The 16,560-nt window shown below is 45.5% G+C and carries 16 protein-coding genes and 1 pseudogene; all 17 read right to left on the bottom strand.

Annotated features, from left to right (window positions below; all coding sequences use genetic code 11):
- Window positions 1–48 precede the first annotated feature (48 nt).
- Entirely contained in the window at window positions 49–231 is a 183-nt protein-coding gene (locus RG608_RS04740) for a DNA-directed RNA polymerase subunit beta (RefSeq protein ID WP_002895988.1), read from the bottom strand.
- Complete coding sequence (gene murA / locus RG608_RS04735; RefSeq protein ID WP_308946611.1) at window positions 224–1,504, bottom strand: UDP-N-acetylglucosamine 1-carboxyvinyltransferase; 1,281 nt, start codon at window positions 1,502–1,504, stop codon at window positions 224–226. The genes RG608_RS04740 and murA overlap by 8 nt, the downstream gene beginning before the upstream one ends.
- Window positions 1,505–1,571: 67 nt before the next feature.
- Window positions 1,572–1,802: a DUF1146 family protein gene (locus RG608_RS04730; RefSeq protein WP_308946610.1), complete on the bottom strand. Its 231-nt coding sequence runs from the start codon at window positions 1,800–1,802 to the stop codon at window positions 1,572–1,574.
- 174 nt (window positions 1,803–1,976) lie between these two features.
- A complete protein-coding gene (locus RG608_RS04725) occupies window positions 1,977–2,399 on the bottom strand; it encodes a F0F1 ATP synthase subunit epsilon (protein WP_308946609.1) in 423 nt (140 codons plus the stop codon).
- A gap of 7 nt (window positions 2,400–2,406) precedes the next feature.
- Window positions 2,407–3,813, bottom strand: a complete 1,407-nt coding sequence (atpD, locus tag RG608_RS04720) for a F0F1 ATP synthase subunit beta (RefSeq protein ID WP_002895993.1) — start codon at window positions 3,811–3,813, stop codon at window positions 2,407–2,409.
- Between the two features lie 38 nt (window positions 3,814–3,851).
- Window positions 3,852–4,733 (bottom strand): F0F1 ATP synthase subunit gamma, encoded by an 882-nt coding sequence (locus RG608_RS04715; protein ID WP_002895995.1) that lies wholly within the window; start codon window positions 4,731–4,733, stop codon window positions 3,852–3,854.
- Between the two features lie 15 nt (window positions 4,734–4,748).
- Complete coding sequence (gene atpA, locus RG608_RS04710) at window positions 4,749–6,254, bottom strand: F0F1 ATP synthase subunit alpha (protein ID WP_308946608.1); 1,506 nt, start codon at window positions 6,252–6,254, stop codon at window positions 4,749–4,751.
- A gap of 15 nt (window positions 6,255–6,269) precedes the next feature.
- The gene (locus RG608_RS04705) at window positions 6,270–6,806 is read right to left on the bottom strand and encodes a F0F1 ATP synthase subunit delta (protein ID WP_308946607.1); all 537 of its coding nucleotides are present in this window, start codon (window positions 6,804–6,806) and stop codon (window positions 6,270–6,272) included.
- Complete coding sequence (atpF, locus tag RG608_RS04700) at window positions 6,806–7,300, bottom strand: F0F1 ATP synthase subunit B (RefSeq protein ID WP_002906932.1); 495 nt, start codon at window positions 7,298–7,300, stop codon at window positions 6,806–6,808. The genes RG608_RS04705 and atpF overlap by 1 nt, the downstream gene beginning before the upstream one ends.
- Before the next feature lie 18 nt (window positions 7,301–7,318).
- Window positions 7,319–8,035: a F0F1 ATP synthase subunit A gene (atpB, locus tag RG608_RS04695; protein ID WP_308946606.1), complete on the bottom strand. Its 717-nt coding sequence runs from the start codon at window positions 8,033–8,035 to the stop codon at window positions 7,319–7,321.
- 35 nt (window positions 8,036–8,070) lie between these two features.
- Window positions 8,071–8,271 (bottom strand): F0F1 ATP synthase subunit C, encoded by a 201-nt coding sequence (locus tag RG608_RS04690; RefSeq protein ID WP_002896005.1) that lies wholly within the window; start codon window positions 8,269–8,271, stop codon window positions 8,071–8,073.
- Between the two features lie 264 nt (window positions 8,272–8,535).
- Window positions 8,536–9,477, bottom strand: a complete 942-nt coding sequence (gene manA / locus RG608_RS04685) for a mannose-6-phosphate isomerase, class I (RefSeq protein WP_308946605.1) — start codon at window positions 9,475–9,477, stop codon at window positions 8,536–8,538.
- A gap of 125 nt (window positions 9,478–9,602) precedes the next feature.
- A complete protein-coding gene (locus RG608_RS04680) occupies window positions 9,603–10,103 on the bottom strand; it encodes a phosphatase PAP2 family protein (protein ID WP_268686450.1) in 501 nt (166 codons plus the stop codon).
- 142 nt (window positions 10,104–10,245) lie between these two features.
- A pseudogene (locus RG608_RS04675) lies at window positions 10,246–12,641 on the bottom strand (glycogen/starch/alpha-glucan phosphorylase).
- A 215-nt stretch (window positions 12,642–12,856) separates the two neighbouring features.
- Window positions 12,857–14,287: a glycogen synthase GlgA gene (glgA, locus tag RG608_RS04670; protein ID WP_268686448.1), complete on the bottom strand. Its 1,431-nt coding sequence runs from the start codon at window positions 14,285–14,287 to the stop codon at window positions 12,857–12,859.
- Window positions 14,284–15,423 (bottom strand): glucose-1-phosphate adenylyltransferase subunit GlgD, encoded by a 1,140-nt coding sequence (glgD, locus tag RG608_RS04665; protein ID WP_308946604.1) that lies wholly within the window; start codon window positions 15,421–15,423, stop codon window positions 14,284–14,286. Before glgD ends, glgA begins: the two co-directional genes overlap by 4 nt.
- Window positions 15,413–16,555 (bottom strand): glucose-1-phosphate adenylyltransferase, encoded by a 1,143-nt coding sequence (locus RG608_RS04660; RefSeq protein WP_308946603.1) that lies wholly within the window; start codon window positions 16,553–16,555, stop codon window positions 15,413–15,415. Before RG608_RS04660 ends, glgD begins: the two co-directional genes overlap by 11 nt.
- Window positions 16,556–16,560: the final 5 nt, after the last annotated feature.

The raw sequence follows: 16,560 nt of genomic DNA, 5'->3' as shown, positions 1-16,560 counted from the left end.
TCAACTTAGCAAACTGGATTCATTTCAGCCAGTCTTTTCGACTAGGAGCTAGTTTCCAGTAAACTTCCCGATTAATTCTTGCCAGGTTTCTGGTGAAAAAACTGAGCCCTTACCGTTTCCGATAATGTTATAGCCAATCATCAGAGACACGAAAAAGAGAATCACTGCTACCAGGAGAACCAACAGAACAAGGCCAATCTGCCGGCCTAAATATTTAAGATTTTCACTCATTGTCTTCTTCCTTTACACGCTTCACTTTGGCTCCCAAGACTGCCAATTTCTCATGGAATTTATAGTAGCCTCGGTCTAAGTGTACGAGCTTACTGACCTTAGTCTCGCCTTCAGCAATCAAGCCCATCAGAATCAAAGTCGCACTGGCTCGGAGGTCTGTTGACATGACTTCAGCCCCCTGAAGACTGCCACCGCCCCAGATGCGAGCTGTATCACGCATGATATCAGAGTGCAGCCCCATCCGACGCATTTCCTCCAGATGCTGGAAGCGGTTCTCAAAGACGGTCTCAATCATCGTAGACTCGCCCTTTGCCATAGCCATCAGCGCCGTAAACTGAGCCTGCATATCCGTAGGGAAGCCCGGATAAGGAAGGGTCTTGACCGAAACCGGTCTCAGCTTCGAAACATCGGAACGAATCCGAATCCCTTCATCTTCCTCTGTCACTTCCACTCCCATTTCCTGCATTTTGGAAAGCAGGGGACGGTTGTGCTCCCAAATGGCATCCTCAATCAGCAAGTCACCGCTGGTCATAGCTGCAGCAACCATAAAAGTTCCTGCTTCAATACGGTCTTGAACCACATTATGCTTGGCACCGCGCAGCCGATCAACTCCAACAATGGTCAGAGTCTCAGTACCTGCTCCTCTGACCTTGGCTCCCATTTCATTTAAAAAGAGGGCTAGGTCAACAATTTCAGGCTCCCGAGCAGCATTTTCAATCACTGTTGTGCCTTGAGCCAGCGTTGCAGCCATCATGATGTTTTGCGTTGCTCCTACACTAGGAAAGTCCATGTATATGTGAGCTCCCTTGAGCCGCTCTGCCTTCGCTTCGATATAACCCGCTGTTTGGGTAATCTGAGCGCCCATGGCTTCTAAGCCCTTCAGGTGCAGGTCAATAGGCCGGCTGCCAATCGTACAGCCGCCTGGCATAGAAACTTTAGCATGACCATTACGAGCCAGAACTGGCCCCAAAACAACGATAGACGCCCGCATTTTGCTGACGTATTTATATGGCGCCTCCTCTGACAGAGGTTGAGTGGCGTCCACAACAACTGTATTTTCTTCCTGATTAAAATCCACCTGAGTGTTTAAACCGCGGACCACATTGTTCATGGTAAAGACATCGGACAAGACCGGAACATTTTTCAAAACAGACTGGCCCTCGCTAGCCAATACTGTCGCTGCTAAGAGAGGCAGGACCGCATTTTTTGCTCCTTCAATCTTAACCTTTCCGACCAAGCGATTATCTCCACCTTGAATAATAATTTTTTCCATACCGATTCCTTACTCTAAATTTTTAAAATCATCCATACTATCATACCATAAAATCAAAAATATGACCTTATAAAGTACCGTTAAAAATCGCCCGGCTCATATCGTAAATACCAATGAAGAAAAGGCTGACCAGATAGCCCACGGCAATGCTAAACAAGAGAATCAAAAAGCGAATCTTCATGGCATTATCGGCATGAACCTTGAAAAACCTCTCCCACTCAACAACCGTTGACAGCAGATGAAAGGCAAAGAAAATAAAGAGCAAATGACTGCATAATTTAAAAACAACTTCTACCATAACTTTTATTATACCACAAGACCCGAGTAAGAGACGAACTAAACAGTCCTGTCCTTTTTTTTGGAAAAGAAAACTGAGACATTCCTGCCCCAGTTTTACGTGTTCAGTTTGTATTCATGAAACCAAATCTCGTCAGATGAAGGATGACTTCTATCTCCAGAGAAGAATAGCTTCTTAGATTCTTGTTCCGACATTAAGCCGGTTGATTGCCCGCTGCAGGGCAATCTTAGCCCGGCGTTCTTGGTCAATCAAATGCTTATCATGTGCTTCTTCGATTTCTTGCTCAGCTCGGAGCTTAGCTCTCTCAGCCCGACTGATATCAATATCTCGTTCACGCTCGGCTGAATCAGCCACGATAGTAATGACATTGTCTGCAATTTCAATGATTCCGCCGTTGACCGCAATCCAGTCGATATGCTTGTCATCATCAACCCGGCGCACCTTAACCTGATCCACTTCTAAAACAGCGATGGTATTGATATGGCGGGGCAAAATCCCCAGCTCACCATCAATGGTCTTTACGGAAACAAATGCAGCATGGTGATCATAAATAAGACCATCCGGTGTCACGATTTGTACTGTCATTTGAGCCATCATTCACCTCTTAGAATCCCATTTTCTCAGCCTTGGCCAATACATCCTCGATAGAGCCAACACCACGGAAGGCATCTTCCGGCAACTTATCGTGCTTACCTTCAAGGATTTCCTTGAAGCCACGAACCGTTTCAGCTACTGGTACATAAGAACCTGGCTGGCCGGTAAACTGCTCTGCCACATTGAAGTTCTGTGATAGGAAGAACTGGATTCGACGAGCACGTGCAACCAAAGTCTTCTCGTCGTCAGACAGTTCGTCCATACCAAGGATAGCTATGATATCCTGCAATTCATGATAACGTTGCAAGACTCTCTTAACCTCTGCTGCCACCGCATAGTGCTCTTCTCCTACAATCTCAGGTGAAAGGGCACGCGAGCTGGAAGCCAATGGATCCACGGCTGGATAAATCCCCAGCTGAACCAATTTCCGTTCTAGGTTAGTCGTAGAGTCCAAGTGAGCAAAAGCTGTCGCTGGCGCTGGGTCAGTATAGTCATCCGCTGGCACATAGATGGCCTGGATAGAAGTAACGGAACCTTTCTTGGTTGAGGTAATCCGTTCTTGTAACTGTCCCATTTCTGTCGCAAGTGTTGGTTGGTAACCAACGGCAGAAGGCATGCGGCCCAAGAGGGCAGATACTTCCGAACCAGCCTGCGTGAAGCGGAAGATGTTGTCAATAAAGAGCAGCACGTCCTGACCTTCCACATCACGGAAATATTCCGCGATGGTCAGTCCGGTAAGAGCAACCCGCATCCGAGCTCCTGGCGGTTCATTCATCTGACCAAAGACCATAGCCGTCTTTTCGATAACGCCAGACTCTTTCATTTCCCAGTAGAGGTCATTCCCTTCACGCGTCCGTTCACCAACACCTGTGAAGACAGAAATCCCACCGTGCTCTTGGGCAATGTTGTGAATCAATTCCTGAATCAGGACTGTTTTCCCTACTCCGGCACCACCAAAGAGTCCGACTTTCCCACCTTTCAGATAAGGAGCTAGAAGGTCGATAACCTTGATCCCTGTTTCCAGGATTTCTGATGAAGTCGATAGTTCATCAAAGGTCGGTGCCTTCTTATGAATCGGCTGGCGCTCTGCATCCTCTGCAAAAGGCGCATCCAAGTCAATAGTATCCCCAAGGACATTGAACACCCGGCCAAGCGTTTCCTTACCAACCGGCACAGAAATCGGACGACCAGTATCCAAGACCTCCAAACCACGCGTCAAACCATCGGTCGACTCCATGGCAATGGTCCGCACCACACCGTCACCAAGCTCAAGAGCTACTTCAAGGACGATTTTTGATTTTTTCTCATCATTTTTATAGACTACAAGTGCATTATTTATCTCAGGTAGTTTGTCTCCAGCAGCAAACGCAACATCTACGACCGGTCCGATAACCTGAGCAATTTTGCCTGAGCTCATGTTTTTTCCCTCGTTTAATTTCTAATTCATTTGTGGCCTTATTCTAGGGCACTTGCACCCGCCACGATTTCAGTAATTTCCTGCGTAATGGCAGCCTGCCGAGCGCGGTTGTACTGAATAGTCAAATCACTGATGACCTTTTTAGCATTGTCTGTCGCTGTCTGCATAGCAGTCATGCCGGCAGCATTCTCAGCCGTTTTGGCATCAATAATGGCACCATAAATCATACTTTCTGCAAACTGGGGCAGTAGTTGATCCAAGATAGAATCCCGACTGGATTCCAGTTCCAGATTCAGCGTATAATCTTCATCAGCTTCATTAGGGTCCAAGTCAATGATTGGCAGCATCTGCTCCACCCGCATCTGACTGGTCAGACTGTTGACATGGTGATTATAGCAGACATAGAGCTCATCAAAGAGCTCATTCTGATACATCTCAATGGTCTTGCTAATGATTTTACGAACTTCATCAAAGCTAGGTTGATCGGCTAGACCACGCAGCTCATAAACTGGCTGAATCCCCCGAGCTCGGAAGAAATCAGCACCGACACTTCCGATACAGATGACTTCAAAGTCCTCTCCTGTCGGATGGTACTCAGCTTTCAGCTCCATCAAAGCCTTGAGAATGGTTGCGTTATAACCGCCTACCAGACCGCGGTCAGAAGTAATGACAATATAGGCTGATTTCTTGACTGGCCGACTGATTAACATCGAGTGATGACGAGCATTTTCTGCCTCGTGGCCATGCAGCATATCCGTAACTAACTTACGAACTTTCTGGGCATAGACCTGAAAGTTCTTGGCTGCCTCCTCAGACTTTCCCAGCTTAGCAGCAGAAACCATCTGCATGGCATTGGTGATTTGACTGGTGTTTTTCGTGGATGCAATTTTATTTTTAATATCATTTAATGAAACTGCCATCTGACACCTCTATTCTTATTTGAAGCTAGACTGGTCAATAAACTCAGTAATGGCAGCATCCAAGACTTCCTCACTTGGAAGGTCTTTCGTTGTCCGAATGGTTTCATAAATACTTTCTTGATGTGCATCAAAATAGGCAAATAATTCTGACTCAAAGCGCAAAATATCATCTACCGGCACACTCTCTAAGAAACCATGGGTCAAAGCATAGAGAATCACGACCTGCTTTTCAACCGGCAGCGGCTCATGAATTGGCTGTTTCAAGACTTCTACAGTCCTGCGGCCACGATTGAGCTTGGCCTGCGTTGCCGCATCCAAATCACTACCAAACTTAGTAAAGGCCTCAAGCTCCCGATAAGAAGCCAAGTCGATACGCAGGGTTCCAGCTACTTTCTTCATAGCTTTGATTTGGGCTGAGCCCCCAACCCGTGAAACAGAAGAACCTGCATCAATGGCCGGACGTACCCCAGCATTGAACAAGCTGTCGCTGAGGAAAATTTGTCCGTCAGTGATTGAAATCACGTTGGTCGCGATATAGGCCGAAATGTCTCCTGCCTGCGTTTCAATAAATGGCAGAGCTGTAATCGAACCACCACCCAGCTCATCAGAAACCTTAGCTGAACGCTCCAAGAGACGGCTATGCAGATAGAAAACATCTCCAGGGAAAGCCTCACGGCCTGGCGGACGACGGAGCAGGAGGGACAGTTCACGGTAGGCCACAGCCTGCTTGGACAAGTCATCATAGACAATCAAAACATGCTTGCCATTGTACATGAACTCTTCTGCCATCGCTACACCAGCATAAGGCGCCAAGAAAAGCAAAGGCGACGGCTGTGAAGCAGAGGCTGTCACGACAATCGTATAGTCCAAAGCACCATACTGACGGAGCGTTTCTACCTGTGTACGGACGGTAGATTCTTTCTGACCAATCGCCACATAGATACAAATCATATCCTGACCTTTTTGGTTCAGGATGGCATCAATGGCAATGGTCGTCTTCCCAGTCTGACGGTCCCCAATAATCAGCTCCCGTTGGCCACGGCCAATCGGAACCAAGGCATCAATTGCCTTGAGACCTGTCTGCAAAGGCTCAGATACTGACTTACGCTGCATGACACCCGGAGCTGGTGTTTCAACCGGACGTGTCTTGTCCGTGACAATGTCACCAAGTCCATCAACAGGACGACCCAGTGGGTCAACAACCCGCCCAATCAAGGCATCTCCCACAGGAACTTCCATGATTTTACCAGTCCGGCGAATGGTATCTCCCTCACGAATGTCTGTAAAGTCTCCCAAGATGATAATCCCAACATCGGTTGACTCTAAATTTTGCGCCATACCATAAGAGCCATTTTCAAAGATTAAGAGCTCTCCGCTCATAGCCTTATCCAGACCATGAGCACGCGCGATTCCATCACCAATATAAGTGACGACCCCTGTTTCTGTGACGTCAAAATTTGGCTGGAAATTTTCAATTTGTTGCTTAATTAAAGCGCTGATTTCTTGTGCGTTAATCGCCAAAATTCACACCACTTTCTATTTCAATTTTTCTTTTACGACTTGCAATTGACGTTTTATGCTTGCATCAATTGTTTTGTTATTGGCAGAGATGACAAAGCCGCCAATCAAGCTGCTGTCCAATTCTTCCTTGAGCGAACGGACTTTTAGCCCCATCTTCTGCTCAATAATCGGCCGAATCTTCTCCTTCTGACTGGCTGTCAAAGGCTGAACAGAGCGCAGCGTCACCTCAAACTCATTGCTGATCTTTTCAAGCTGGTGCTGGCTCTCCAGCACAATCTCATAAAAGAGGTCCTCACGATGATTGAGAATGACAATTTCAATCAGATTATCAAGCAGCTGGGAGCCTGAGTTTTGAAAGAGCCGCAGACTCTTTTCTTTCTCGTGGTCACTGATGCCGATATGTGACAAAAAGTCAGCAAGGCCGGTCTCCGCGAAAACAACCTTAATCTGACTCAGTTTTTCAAAAACATCTTCTTGCTGACCTTTTTCAAAGACCGTCTGAACAAAAGGCAAAGCATATTTCTCAATGATTGCATATTGCTTCTTATCCATCAGGCATCTCCTAACTGTTTGATATAGCGGTCAATGAGCTCGCTTTGAGCTTCCTTATCCAGCTCCTGGCTCAGAATCTTACTGGCCAGAGTTACTGTCAAGTCGGCTACTTCTCCTTTGATGCTGCTCATAGCCTCTGCCTTGTTTTGGGCAATTTCCTGATTGGCTTTAGCCTTCAAGCGCCCTGCTTCTTCTGCTGCATTAGCTAGGATTCCAGCCTTATTCTTCTCAGCTGTCTCCTTAGCAGTCTCAACGATAGAAACTGCTTCGACCCGACTGCCTGCCAGAGCTTCCTCACGCTTTTGCGCCAAGTCTTCAGCTTTCTTACGGGCCGCTTCCGCACCGTCAATATCGTCTGAAATCTTTTGAGCACGCTGATCTAAAATCCCGATAATATTGCCCCAGGCAAACTTCTTAATGAGAAATACTAAAAGAAGAAAGGAGCCGGCAATCAAAATAAAGTTGCCAATAATTTCACCTACGGTTATATTCATTTTATCTATCCTTTCTTTTTATTCTACCTCACCATTAATCTTTTTACCAAGATACATAGATGTTAGCATGGTAAAAACATAGGCTTGGATACAGGAAATAAAGATGGAAAAACCAGTCCAAACCATGTTCATAATAAAGGCAATCGGATACCAATACGCCGCTTGATGTGCCCAAGTCAAGAGCAAACCAGCCAATACTTCACCTGCAAAAATATTCCCATAAATCCGCAAGGCTAGCGAAGCAAAATTGGTAAATTCTTCCAAGATATTCATGGGTGTCATGATACCTGGAGTCACAAAACCTTTTAGATATCCTTTTATACCTTGACGACGGATTCCTTCTACATGACAGAATACCGTCACTAAAAGAGAGAAGCCCAAGTCAAAAGCGAGATTGGCTGTCGGCGATGTCCAAAGATTGAAGCCATTGGTTGTCTGAACCTTAGCCATTAATCCCAAGTTATTCGCCACAGCTACGAAAAGAAAGAGGGAGAATAGAAAAAGCGAGTAATTCTTCATATAATGCTCGCCAACGTTTCCCTTGGTAAAATCTATGACAAAGTCATAGACAGATTCCAGAGCATTCTGCTTTCGTGACGGCTTAATCGTCATCTTTCGGCTTGCCCAATAAACAAATCCAAAAGTTACTAACACCGTCAGCAGAGTCATGGCCAGCAGGGTCAAATCAAAGGTCACGGGACCAATATTGATAGTTGGATTCATACTTTCTTCCAACAGATGACACCCCCTTTTCTAAAGAGAATCCTTTCTTATTTAATAACAAAGGACATAGCCAGCGTTACAAAGAAAGTACCTTCAACAAAGGCTACTCCCAAGATTAGGAGGCTTCGCAATTGACCGATAATTTCTGGTTGACGAGCTGCTGCCTTAAATAGATTACTCATAATCATACCTTCAGCAATTGATACGCCCAAGCAGGCCAAACAAAGTCCTAAATATGTTAAATTCATGATGACTTCTCCTTTATATTTTAAAATTTACTTCCTTAGTTTACTCCTAAAATATCGAATAGTCAATCTTTTGCCACCATTGTAAGCGTTTTTTGTTTCTTTCTTTTGATTTATACATTTTCCTGTCAAAACAATTGAATTATTATTGATATACAAACTATTCTGCTATATAAGTAAGAAGAAAGTGATTAAAATTTCACTTATTTCATATGTTTTTTAAAGAAAAAAGAGCAAAGTGATTATTTGCTCTTGATTTTTCTACGATTATGGATGGCTGACAATCAGCTGCAAATCTCCAGACAAGGTCCATTCTGTGATGTCGCTTGGCAGGATGAAATGGTCCCCTTTTTCGAGCGGGTAAACAGCTCCATCAACTTCTAGCTCACCGATACCTTCCAAGACACTGACCAAGCTATAGTCTGCTGTCTTTTTAAAATTGACTGAACCGGCAATATCCCACTTGTAAACAGCAAAGAAGTCATTGGCCACCAAAAGAGTAGAAATCAAACTATTTGCCTGAATGGTAACAGGACGGCTATTGGCTGGATCACCGATAGTCAGAACGTCAATCGACTGCTCCAAATGCAGCTCACGAAGATTACCAGCATCGTCCTTACGATCAAAGTCATAGACACGGTAGGTTGTGTCACTGGACTGCTGAGTTTCTAAAATCAGAATCCCCGAGCCAATGGCATGCATGGTGCCACTTGGTACATAGAAGAAGTCACCAGCCTTGACTGGGATTTTGGTCAGAAGATGGTCCCAGTCCTTGCTCTCAATCTGCTGGCGCAGCTCTTCCTTGCTCTTGGCATTGTGACCATAGATAATCTCTGCTCCTTCATCTGCAGCAATGACATACCAGCATTCAGTCTTACCAAATTCCCCTTCGTGCTCCAGTCCATAGGCATCATCGGGATGGACCTGAACACTAAGCCAGTCATTGGCATCTAAAATCTTGGTCAAAAGCGGAAAGACAGGTTCCGAACGATTGCCAAAAAGTTCACGGTGCTCGGCATAGAGCGCATCTAACTTCTGGCCGGCAAATCGTCCGTTCTTGACGGTTGACACACCATTGGGATGAGCCGAGATAGCCCAGTACTCCCCTACATGGTCACTGGGAATTTCATAGCCAAAGACATCGCACAGCTTGGTGCCGCCCCAAATCTTCTCCTGCATCACAGACTGTAGAAATAATGGTTCTGACATAGTATTCTCCTTAAATATTTTTCACATCCAGCAAGGAATAGCCCTTGGTGTCGAAACGGTTGTTGCTGCCTCTATTATAATATAGCTGGAGGTTCTTTGTCTACTCTCTACCAAAAACAGGTCCTTTATAATAAAAAGAGTAAAGCTCCCCAGAAAATGCCGCAAAGATAGCCTACTAACACATCCTTTGGATAGTGCACTCCGCCAATCACGCGCACTACGGCCAGCCCTGCTGAAAGCAAGAGGCAGAGGAGTCCCGGCAACCAGAAAAAGTAGAGCAGGCACATGGAAATCACTGTAGCCGAAAAGACATGGCGGCTGGGCATGGACTTGCCTGATGTATCCTTGGTTAGCAAGGGCTGAATAGCCCATTTTTCGTAAGGGCGTGCTTGATTCAGCCGTTTACGAATAGCTGACAACAGACCAAATCCGATAGCTGGCAGGAAGAAAAAAGTAATCAGCCCTTTCCAGCCTTCCGTCAGAAAAGCACTGATTAGAACGAGACCATAAACAATAGGTATGAAGAGGGTCATTCCCCTATTGAAGTAAATCAGCCCTTTCAGCCACTGAGGGCGACTGCGAAAGGGAGCTGTTAATTGTTGATAAAAAATCGTGTAGTCTTTCATGCTTGCTTACCCTGCTTTTCTAAAAGTTGGACTCTCATACTTTCTCTACTATAGCATATTTTTAGACAAGATGGTAGATAGATAGCAAAAGAGACTGAGGCCCAAGCCCCAATCTCTTATTGTTCATGTTTTCTGAAGAGTATTATTTCTCCAAATTCCAGATTTCCTTGGCATATTGCTCAATAGTATCATCTGAGGTGAACTTATCTGATGTAGCGATGTTGATCAAGCTCATGCGGGCCCATTTTCTTTGTCACGATAGAGCGCATCAATCTTCTCTTGAGCTTCTACATAGGCATGGAAGTCTTCCAAGAGGAAGTATTCGTCATTGTGAGTGATGAGGGCCTCGTAGATTTCAGAGCCTTCTTCACGGACATTTGGAATGGTGCCATTGACAAAGGTGTCGACCACCCGACGAATGTCTGGATTGCTCTCATAGACACCGCGTGAGTAATAATCATGGCGAGCATAGTGCTCGTAAACTTGGTCCTTGTCCATTCCGAAGATGACAATGTTTTCGTCACCAACCTCGTCCTTAATCTCGATATTGGCCCCGTCCAGAGTAGCTAGGGTAATGGCACCTGTCATCATGAACTTCATATTGGAAGTACCAGAAGCTTCCTTGGAAGCCAGAGAAATCTGCTCAGACACATCTGCTGCTGGAATGATGAGCTCAGCCAGGCTGACCCGGTAGTTTTCTAGGAAAACAACCTTGAGTTTGCCTTGCAGGCTTTCATCCTTGTTGACCAGATTGGCCACTTCATTGATCAGTTTGATAACAGACTTGGCAAAGTGGTAGCCCGGAGCAGCCTTGGCACCGAAAATAAAGACACGTGGCACCATATCCTTGTCAGGATTGTCCTTGAGGTCCCAATAAAGCTTGATGATATGAAGCAGGTTGAGCAACTGACGTTTATAAGCGTGGAGCCGTTTCACCTGCACATCAAAGATGGCTTCTGTAGAAACTTCTACTCCTGTTGATTCCTTGATGAAGTCAGCCAGACGGGCCTTGGCTTCCTGCTTCACTCGGTAGAAATCACCCAGCACTTGCTGATCATCCTTGAATTCCAAAAGCTTACGCAGCTCATGGATATCACTTCTCCAGCCCTTACCAATTAGTTTATCAATCTCAGCTGACAGAGGCTCATCCGCAATCTGCAGCCAGCGGCGCTGGATAATCCCGTTGGTCTTGTTGTTAAACTTCTCTGGGTAAATGCTGTAGAAATCACGCAAGGTGTCTTCTTTGAGCAGTTCGGTGTGAAGTTTGGCAACCCCGTTAATCGAATGACCGCCAATGATGGCTAAGTGGGCCATGTGGATTTGATTGTCTTTGACAATCCGAGTGTTTTCGATGACTTGCGGATCAAGGCCACGCCCAGCCATTTCAGCTACATAGCGGTTGTCGATTTCTAGGATAATCTGATAAACCCGCGGCAGGACATTCTTAAAGAGCTCTGCATCCCATTTTTCCAAGGCTTCAGACAAGATGGTATGGTTGGTATAGCTCATAGTCTTAACCGTAGCATTCCAAGCATCTGCCCATTCCAAATCGTACTCATCCATCAAGAGACGCATAAATTCAGCCGGTGCGACAGCTGGGTGGGTATCGTTGATATGGACAGAGACCTTTTCATGGATATCCTTGAGCGGACGACCTTGCTTGAGGTAGGATTTGATAATGGTCTGCAGACCTGCACTGGTCATAAAGTATTCCTGAATTAGGCGCAGCTCTTTTCCTTCGTAGCTAGAGTCGTCTGGATAGAGAATAGCAGTGATGTCTTGCACCCGGCGACGAGCTTCAATGGTCGGATAATCCAGTTCATGCTCTTCTGGGATTTCAACATCCCAAAGACGGAGATTGTTGACATTATCATTGCCAAAGCCAATCTGCGGCACATCGTAAGGAACGGCCCGCAAGATTTTGGAATTCTCATAAAGAGGCACAATCCGGCCCTTTTCATTAGCATGTAGGGAAACATTTCCGAAGATTTTAACATCAACAATATCATGGTCCTTACGGGTTTCCCAGACATTGCCCAGACTGCCAAACCAATCATCAGGAATTTCTACCTGATAGCCATCTACGATGCGTTGCTTAAAGAGACCATAGCGATAGCGAATCCCATTTCCAAAGCCAGGATAGCCAGTGGTTGCCAGCGAGTCCATAAAGGCAGCCGCCAAGCGGCCCAGACCGCCATTGCCCAAGGCCATGTCATACTCAGCATTCTTAACATCCTCAAAGTCAACGCCCAAATCAGCAAAGCCTTCCTTGACCGTATCGAGGATACCTAAGTTGAGCAGATTGGTTTCCAGCATGCGTCCTGGAAGAAACTCGATAGAAAAGTAATAAGCTGTCTTTTGCTGCTGCTCAATCAACTGATTACGGCGCTCCAGCCATAGGGGCGTGATATACTTGCGGACAGTGCTGGCTAAGGCCTGAAAAAGCTCCACTGAAGTCGCATCGGCAACCTTAATCAGCGTTCGTTCGTGCAGCATGTCCTTAAAATCTCTAATAAAACGTTCTTTTGTCAGTTCCATGGTGGGTGGTTATCTCCCTTTCTTAAAAGTGGGAAACAGTTTTTAAACGCAGGAATACTTTTTTTCAATCAAGATGAGAAGTACTCGCTTCAGCCACAAGCTAAAAACAGAGCTCCAAAACAGTATGATAATATATAAAAATGTAATTCTCACGGAAATCCTCCCTTGTCCCATGGACAAGAGAGGATTTGTTTACACTGATTCCGAAGTAAATGTTATAGAAGTGATTGATATAAATCACTGTAAGCCTGGCTAGCTGTATCCCAAGAGAAGTCTCTCTCCATCGCCTGCTCTTGCAGAGATTTCCAAGCTTCCTTGTCATCGACATAAAGCCTGAGTGCTTCCTTGAAGGTCCAAATCAGCCAGTAGCCAGAAAAGTTATTGAAGCTAAAGCCAGTTCCCTGTCCTGTATAGGCATTGTAAGGCTCTACGGTATCACGCAGACCGCCCACTTCATGCACCAAAGGCAAGGTTCCATAGCGCATAGCCATCATTTGTGACAGGCCACAAGGCTCGAAGCGGCTTGGCATGAGGAAAATATCGCTGGCAGCGTAAATCTCCTGAGCCAAGGTCACATCAAAGAGGATGTTAGCTGAAAGCTTATCAGGATAGGCATGACCAAACCAAGCGAAAGCCTGCTCAAAAGCTGGATCGCCTGTTCCCAAGAGGATAATCTGCACATCTTCCTGCAGGAGATTGTGCAGCTCTTCCACTACCAAGTCAAAGCCTTTCTGACGCGTCAGGCGGGAAACAATCCCAACAACCGGCACATCATCACGCACAGGTAGACCAACTCTCTCTTGCAAAGCCCGCTTATTTTCTAGTTTACCAGATAAGTCAGATTTGTCAAAATGATGAGCTAATAACGGATCCGTTTCTGGATTATAGATATCTGTATCAATACCGTTGACAATTCCGACCAACTTACCGGACTCCATCCGCAGGATTTGATCCAAATTGCAGCCAAATTCCGGTGTACGGATTTCACCTGCATAGCTTGGTGATACAGTCGTCACTCGGTCCGCATAGAGAATACCAGCCTTCATCCAGTTGAGACAGTCATTCCAACGCAGGGTTCCATCTGCATAGCGCTCATAGCCCACTCCAAACAGTTCCCAAAGCATACTGTCCGGGAATTGACCTTGGAACTCAAGATTATGAATGGTTAAGACAGTCTTGATATTCTGATATGCTTGAATCCAATGGTATTTTTCCTTAACCAAGAAAGGAATCATGGCTGTATGATAATCGTGAACATGCAGAACATCCGGAATGAAATCAATCCGCTCCATCAGCTCTACGGCTGCTAACTGGAAGTAGGCAAAACGCTCACCATCATCAAAATCCCCGTAAACATGGCCGCGGAAGAAATAATGCTGATTGTCAATAAAATAGAAGGACACACCGTTCAAGACCAGTCGCTTGATCCCAACATACTGCCGGCGCCAGCCAACACTGACTTCAAAGTAGAAAAGGTCTTCCACCTGGTCGCCAAATTTGGCATGGGTCATGTCATAGTAAGGCAGAATAACACCAACTTCATGGCCAGCCTTGACCAGTGATTTGGGGAGAGCGCCGATAACGTCTCCCAAACCACCTGTCTTAGAAAATGGGGCTCCTTCTGCTGCTGCAAATAAAATCTTCATCGAATTATGTCCTCTGTAACTTTTTGGCCCTTCTTGACTACAATTGGGTCTTCTGCTGTTCCGCGAATCACCACTCCTTCGGCAATTTCAACACCCTTGTCCACAATCGCGTACTCAACAGTTGCATTTTCTCCAACTTTCACTCGAGGGAAGAGAACACTGGATTTAACACTGCTTCCAGTCTTAATCTTGGTATTCCGCGAAATCACAGAATTGACGACCTCACCTTCCACAATGCTTCCTGACGCAAATTGAGAGCGAGCTACTTTCGAAGACTCAGCATAGTAAGTTGGCTCTTCATTCTTAACCTTGGTGTAAATCTTTTGATTCGGACTGAAGAGAGAGTAGAATTTCTTACTTTCAAGCATATCGATATTGGATCTGTAGTAGGTCTCTACAGAATAGATATTCGCCAGATAGCCTGTATATTCGTAGGCAAATGCCCCTTCCTGAGTTGCTAAATCACGCAGGACATAGCGCAGTTTTTGCGGATGCTCTTTCTTAGCTTCTTCTTCCAGCTTTTCAATCAGCCATGGGGTATCTACCACAAAGATGTCTGTAGACATATTGAAGAGCTCAACATCTTCTCGACCATCAAAGAGTTTATGCCCTCTGACATGGTCTGTCTCGTCAATGTCTAGAACAGCGTTCACATCCGAAATATTTTCCTTATGCAATTTCTTGTAGACAACTGTAATCGGCTGCTCTGTTGTATTGTGCAAATGGAAAACTTGATTGAGGTCAATATTAACCAGGATATCGCAGTTAAGTGCAACCGTTTGGTTGGAACCAGAACGTTTGAGGTAGGTCAAAAGCTGGTCATAGTATTCCTCACCGACTGTAGAACTTTCTACACGAGTATTGTAGATTCCCAGGTAATAGTGGCTGAGCAAGGTAGACAGACCCCACTCACGACCAGAACGAATATGGTCAAAGACAGAGCTAATATTGTCCTGCTGGAAGATACCAAAGACACTGCGGATACCAGCATTGGCAAGACTTGAAAGCGGGAAGTCAATCAAACGGTATTTCCCACCGAATGGCAAGCTGGCTACTGGACGATGATTTGTCAAAGTTGACATATCATGGAAGCCGACTGTGTTTCCTAAAATTGCTGAGTATTTATCAATCTTCATCTTTTGGTACCCCCATTTTCTCGTTGTATCCGACAACATATACTTCCTCTGTACCATCAATCTCTACACCATCAGAGATGATCGCACCTTCGCCGATAATGGCCCGCTTAATCTTAGCGTCTTTGCCAATAACAGCTCCACTCATGATGACTGAGTCTTCAATGACTGCACCCTTCTTGACCTGAGCACCAGTAGAAAGGATAGAGTGTTTTACTGTACCGTCAACGAAACATCCATCAACGACCAGCGAATCTTCCACATGGGAATTTTCACTGATGAAGTTTGGCGGAGAAATCAAGTTGCGAGAATAAATCTTCCAGCGACGATTGCGGCTATCTAGAGCATTTTCTGGGCTGATGTATTCCATGTTGGCTTCCCAGAGAGACTCTACTGTACCAACGTCTTTCCAATAGCCTGCAAAGTCATAAGCATAAACGCTTTCGCCAGATTCTAGGTAGTTAGGGATAACATTCTTACCAAAGTCAGACATATCCACATTGCTCTTTTCAGCAGCTACCAGCATATTGCGCAGACGCTGCCAGTCAAAGATATAAATCCCCATAGAAGCCTTGGTGGACTTAGGATTTTCTGGTTTTTCTTCAAATTCAACAATCCGATTATTAGCATCTGTATTCATGATACCAAAACGGCTGGCTTCTTTGAGAGGCACATCCAGAACGGCAACAGTCAGGCTGGCATTGTTGTCCTTGTGAGACTGAAGCATGTCATCATAGTCCATCTTGTAGATATGGTCCCCAGACAAAATCAGGACATATTCAGGATTGATGCTGTCGATATAGTCGATATTTTGATAAATCGCATGGCTGGTACCTTCAAACCAACGATTTCCTTCGCTCGCAGAATAAGGCTGAAGAATGGACACGCCTGAGTTAATACCATCGAGCCCCCAGCTAGAACCATTTCCGATATGACTGTTCAGAGCTAGTGGTTGGTATTGAGTAATGACACCGACATTGTGAATACCGGAGTTGGCACAGTTAGACAAGGCGAAGTCAATAATACGATAGCGGCCGCCAAACTGTACCGCTGGTTTTGCGATACTCTGTGTGAGCTTTCCAAGACGAGTTCCTTGCCCGCCGGCAAGAATCAAAGCTAGCATTTCATTCTTCATAGACT

It is taken from the genome of Streptococcus sp. IsoGale022, assembly GCF_031142805.1.
GTDB lineage: Bacteria > Bacillota > Bacilli > Lactobacillales > Streptococcaceae > Streptococcus > Streptococcus sanguinis_A.
This window is presented reverse-complemented; position numbering and strand designations above follow the sequence as displayed.

Coding starts and splice junctions, on each gene's coding strand:
- RG608_RS04690 (WP_002896005.1), bottom strand. CDS start 8,271: ATGAATTTAACATATTTAGGACTTTGTTTGGCCTGCTTGGGCGTATCA.
- glgD (WP_308946604.1), bottom strand. CDS start 15,423: ATGAAGATTGATAAATACTCAGCAATTTTAGGAAACACAGTCGGCTTC.
- RG608_RS04715 (WP_002895995.1), bottom strand. CDS start 4,733: ATGGCAGTTTCATTAAATGATATTAAAAATAAAATTGCATCCACGAAA.
- murA (WP_308946611.1), bottom strand. CDS start 1,504: ATGGAAAAAATTATTATTCAAGGTGGAGATAATCGCTTGGTCGGAAAG.
- RG608_RS04660 (WP_308946603.1), bottom strand. CDS start 16,555: ATGAAGAATGAAATGCTAGCTTTGATTCTTGCCGGCGGGCAAGGAACT.
- manA (WP_308946605.1), bottom strand. CDS start 9,477: ATGTCAGAACCATTATTTCTACAGTCTGTGATGCAGGAGAAGATTTGG.
- atpD (WP_002895993.1), bottom strand. CDS start 3,813: ATGAGCTCAGGCAAAATTGCTCAGGTTATCGGACCGGTCGTAGATGTT.
- RG608_RS04730 (WP_308946610.1), bottom strand. CDS start 1,802: ATGGTAGAAGTTGTTTTTAAATTATGCAGTCATTTGCTCTTTATTTTC.
- RG608_RS04680 (WP_268686450.1), bottom strand. CDS start 10,103: ATGAAAGACTACACGATTTTTTATCAACAATTAACAGCTCCCTTTCGC.
- glgA (WP_268686448.1), bottom strand. CDS start 14,287: ATGAAGATTTTATTTGCAGCAGCAGAAGGAGCCCCATTTTCTAAGACA.
- RG608_RS04740 (WP_002895988.1), bottom strand. CDS start 231: ATGAGTGAAAATCTTAAATATTTAGGCCGGCAGATTGGCCTTGTTCTG.
- RG608_RS04725 (WP_308946609.1), bottom strand. CDS start 2,399: ATGATGGCTCAAATGACAGTACAAATCGTGACACCGGATGGTCTTATT.
- atpF (WP_002906932.1), bottom strand. CDS start 7,300: ATGAATATAACCGTAGGTGAAATTATTGGCAACTTTATTTTGATTGCC.
- RG608_RS04705 (WP_308946607.1), bottom strand. CDS start 6,806: ATGGATAAGAAGCAATATGCAATCATTGAGAAATATGCTTTGCCTTTT.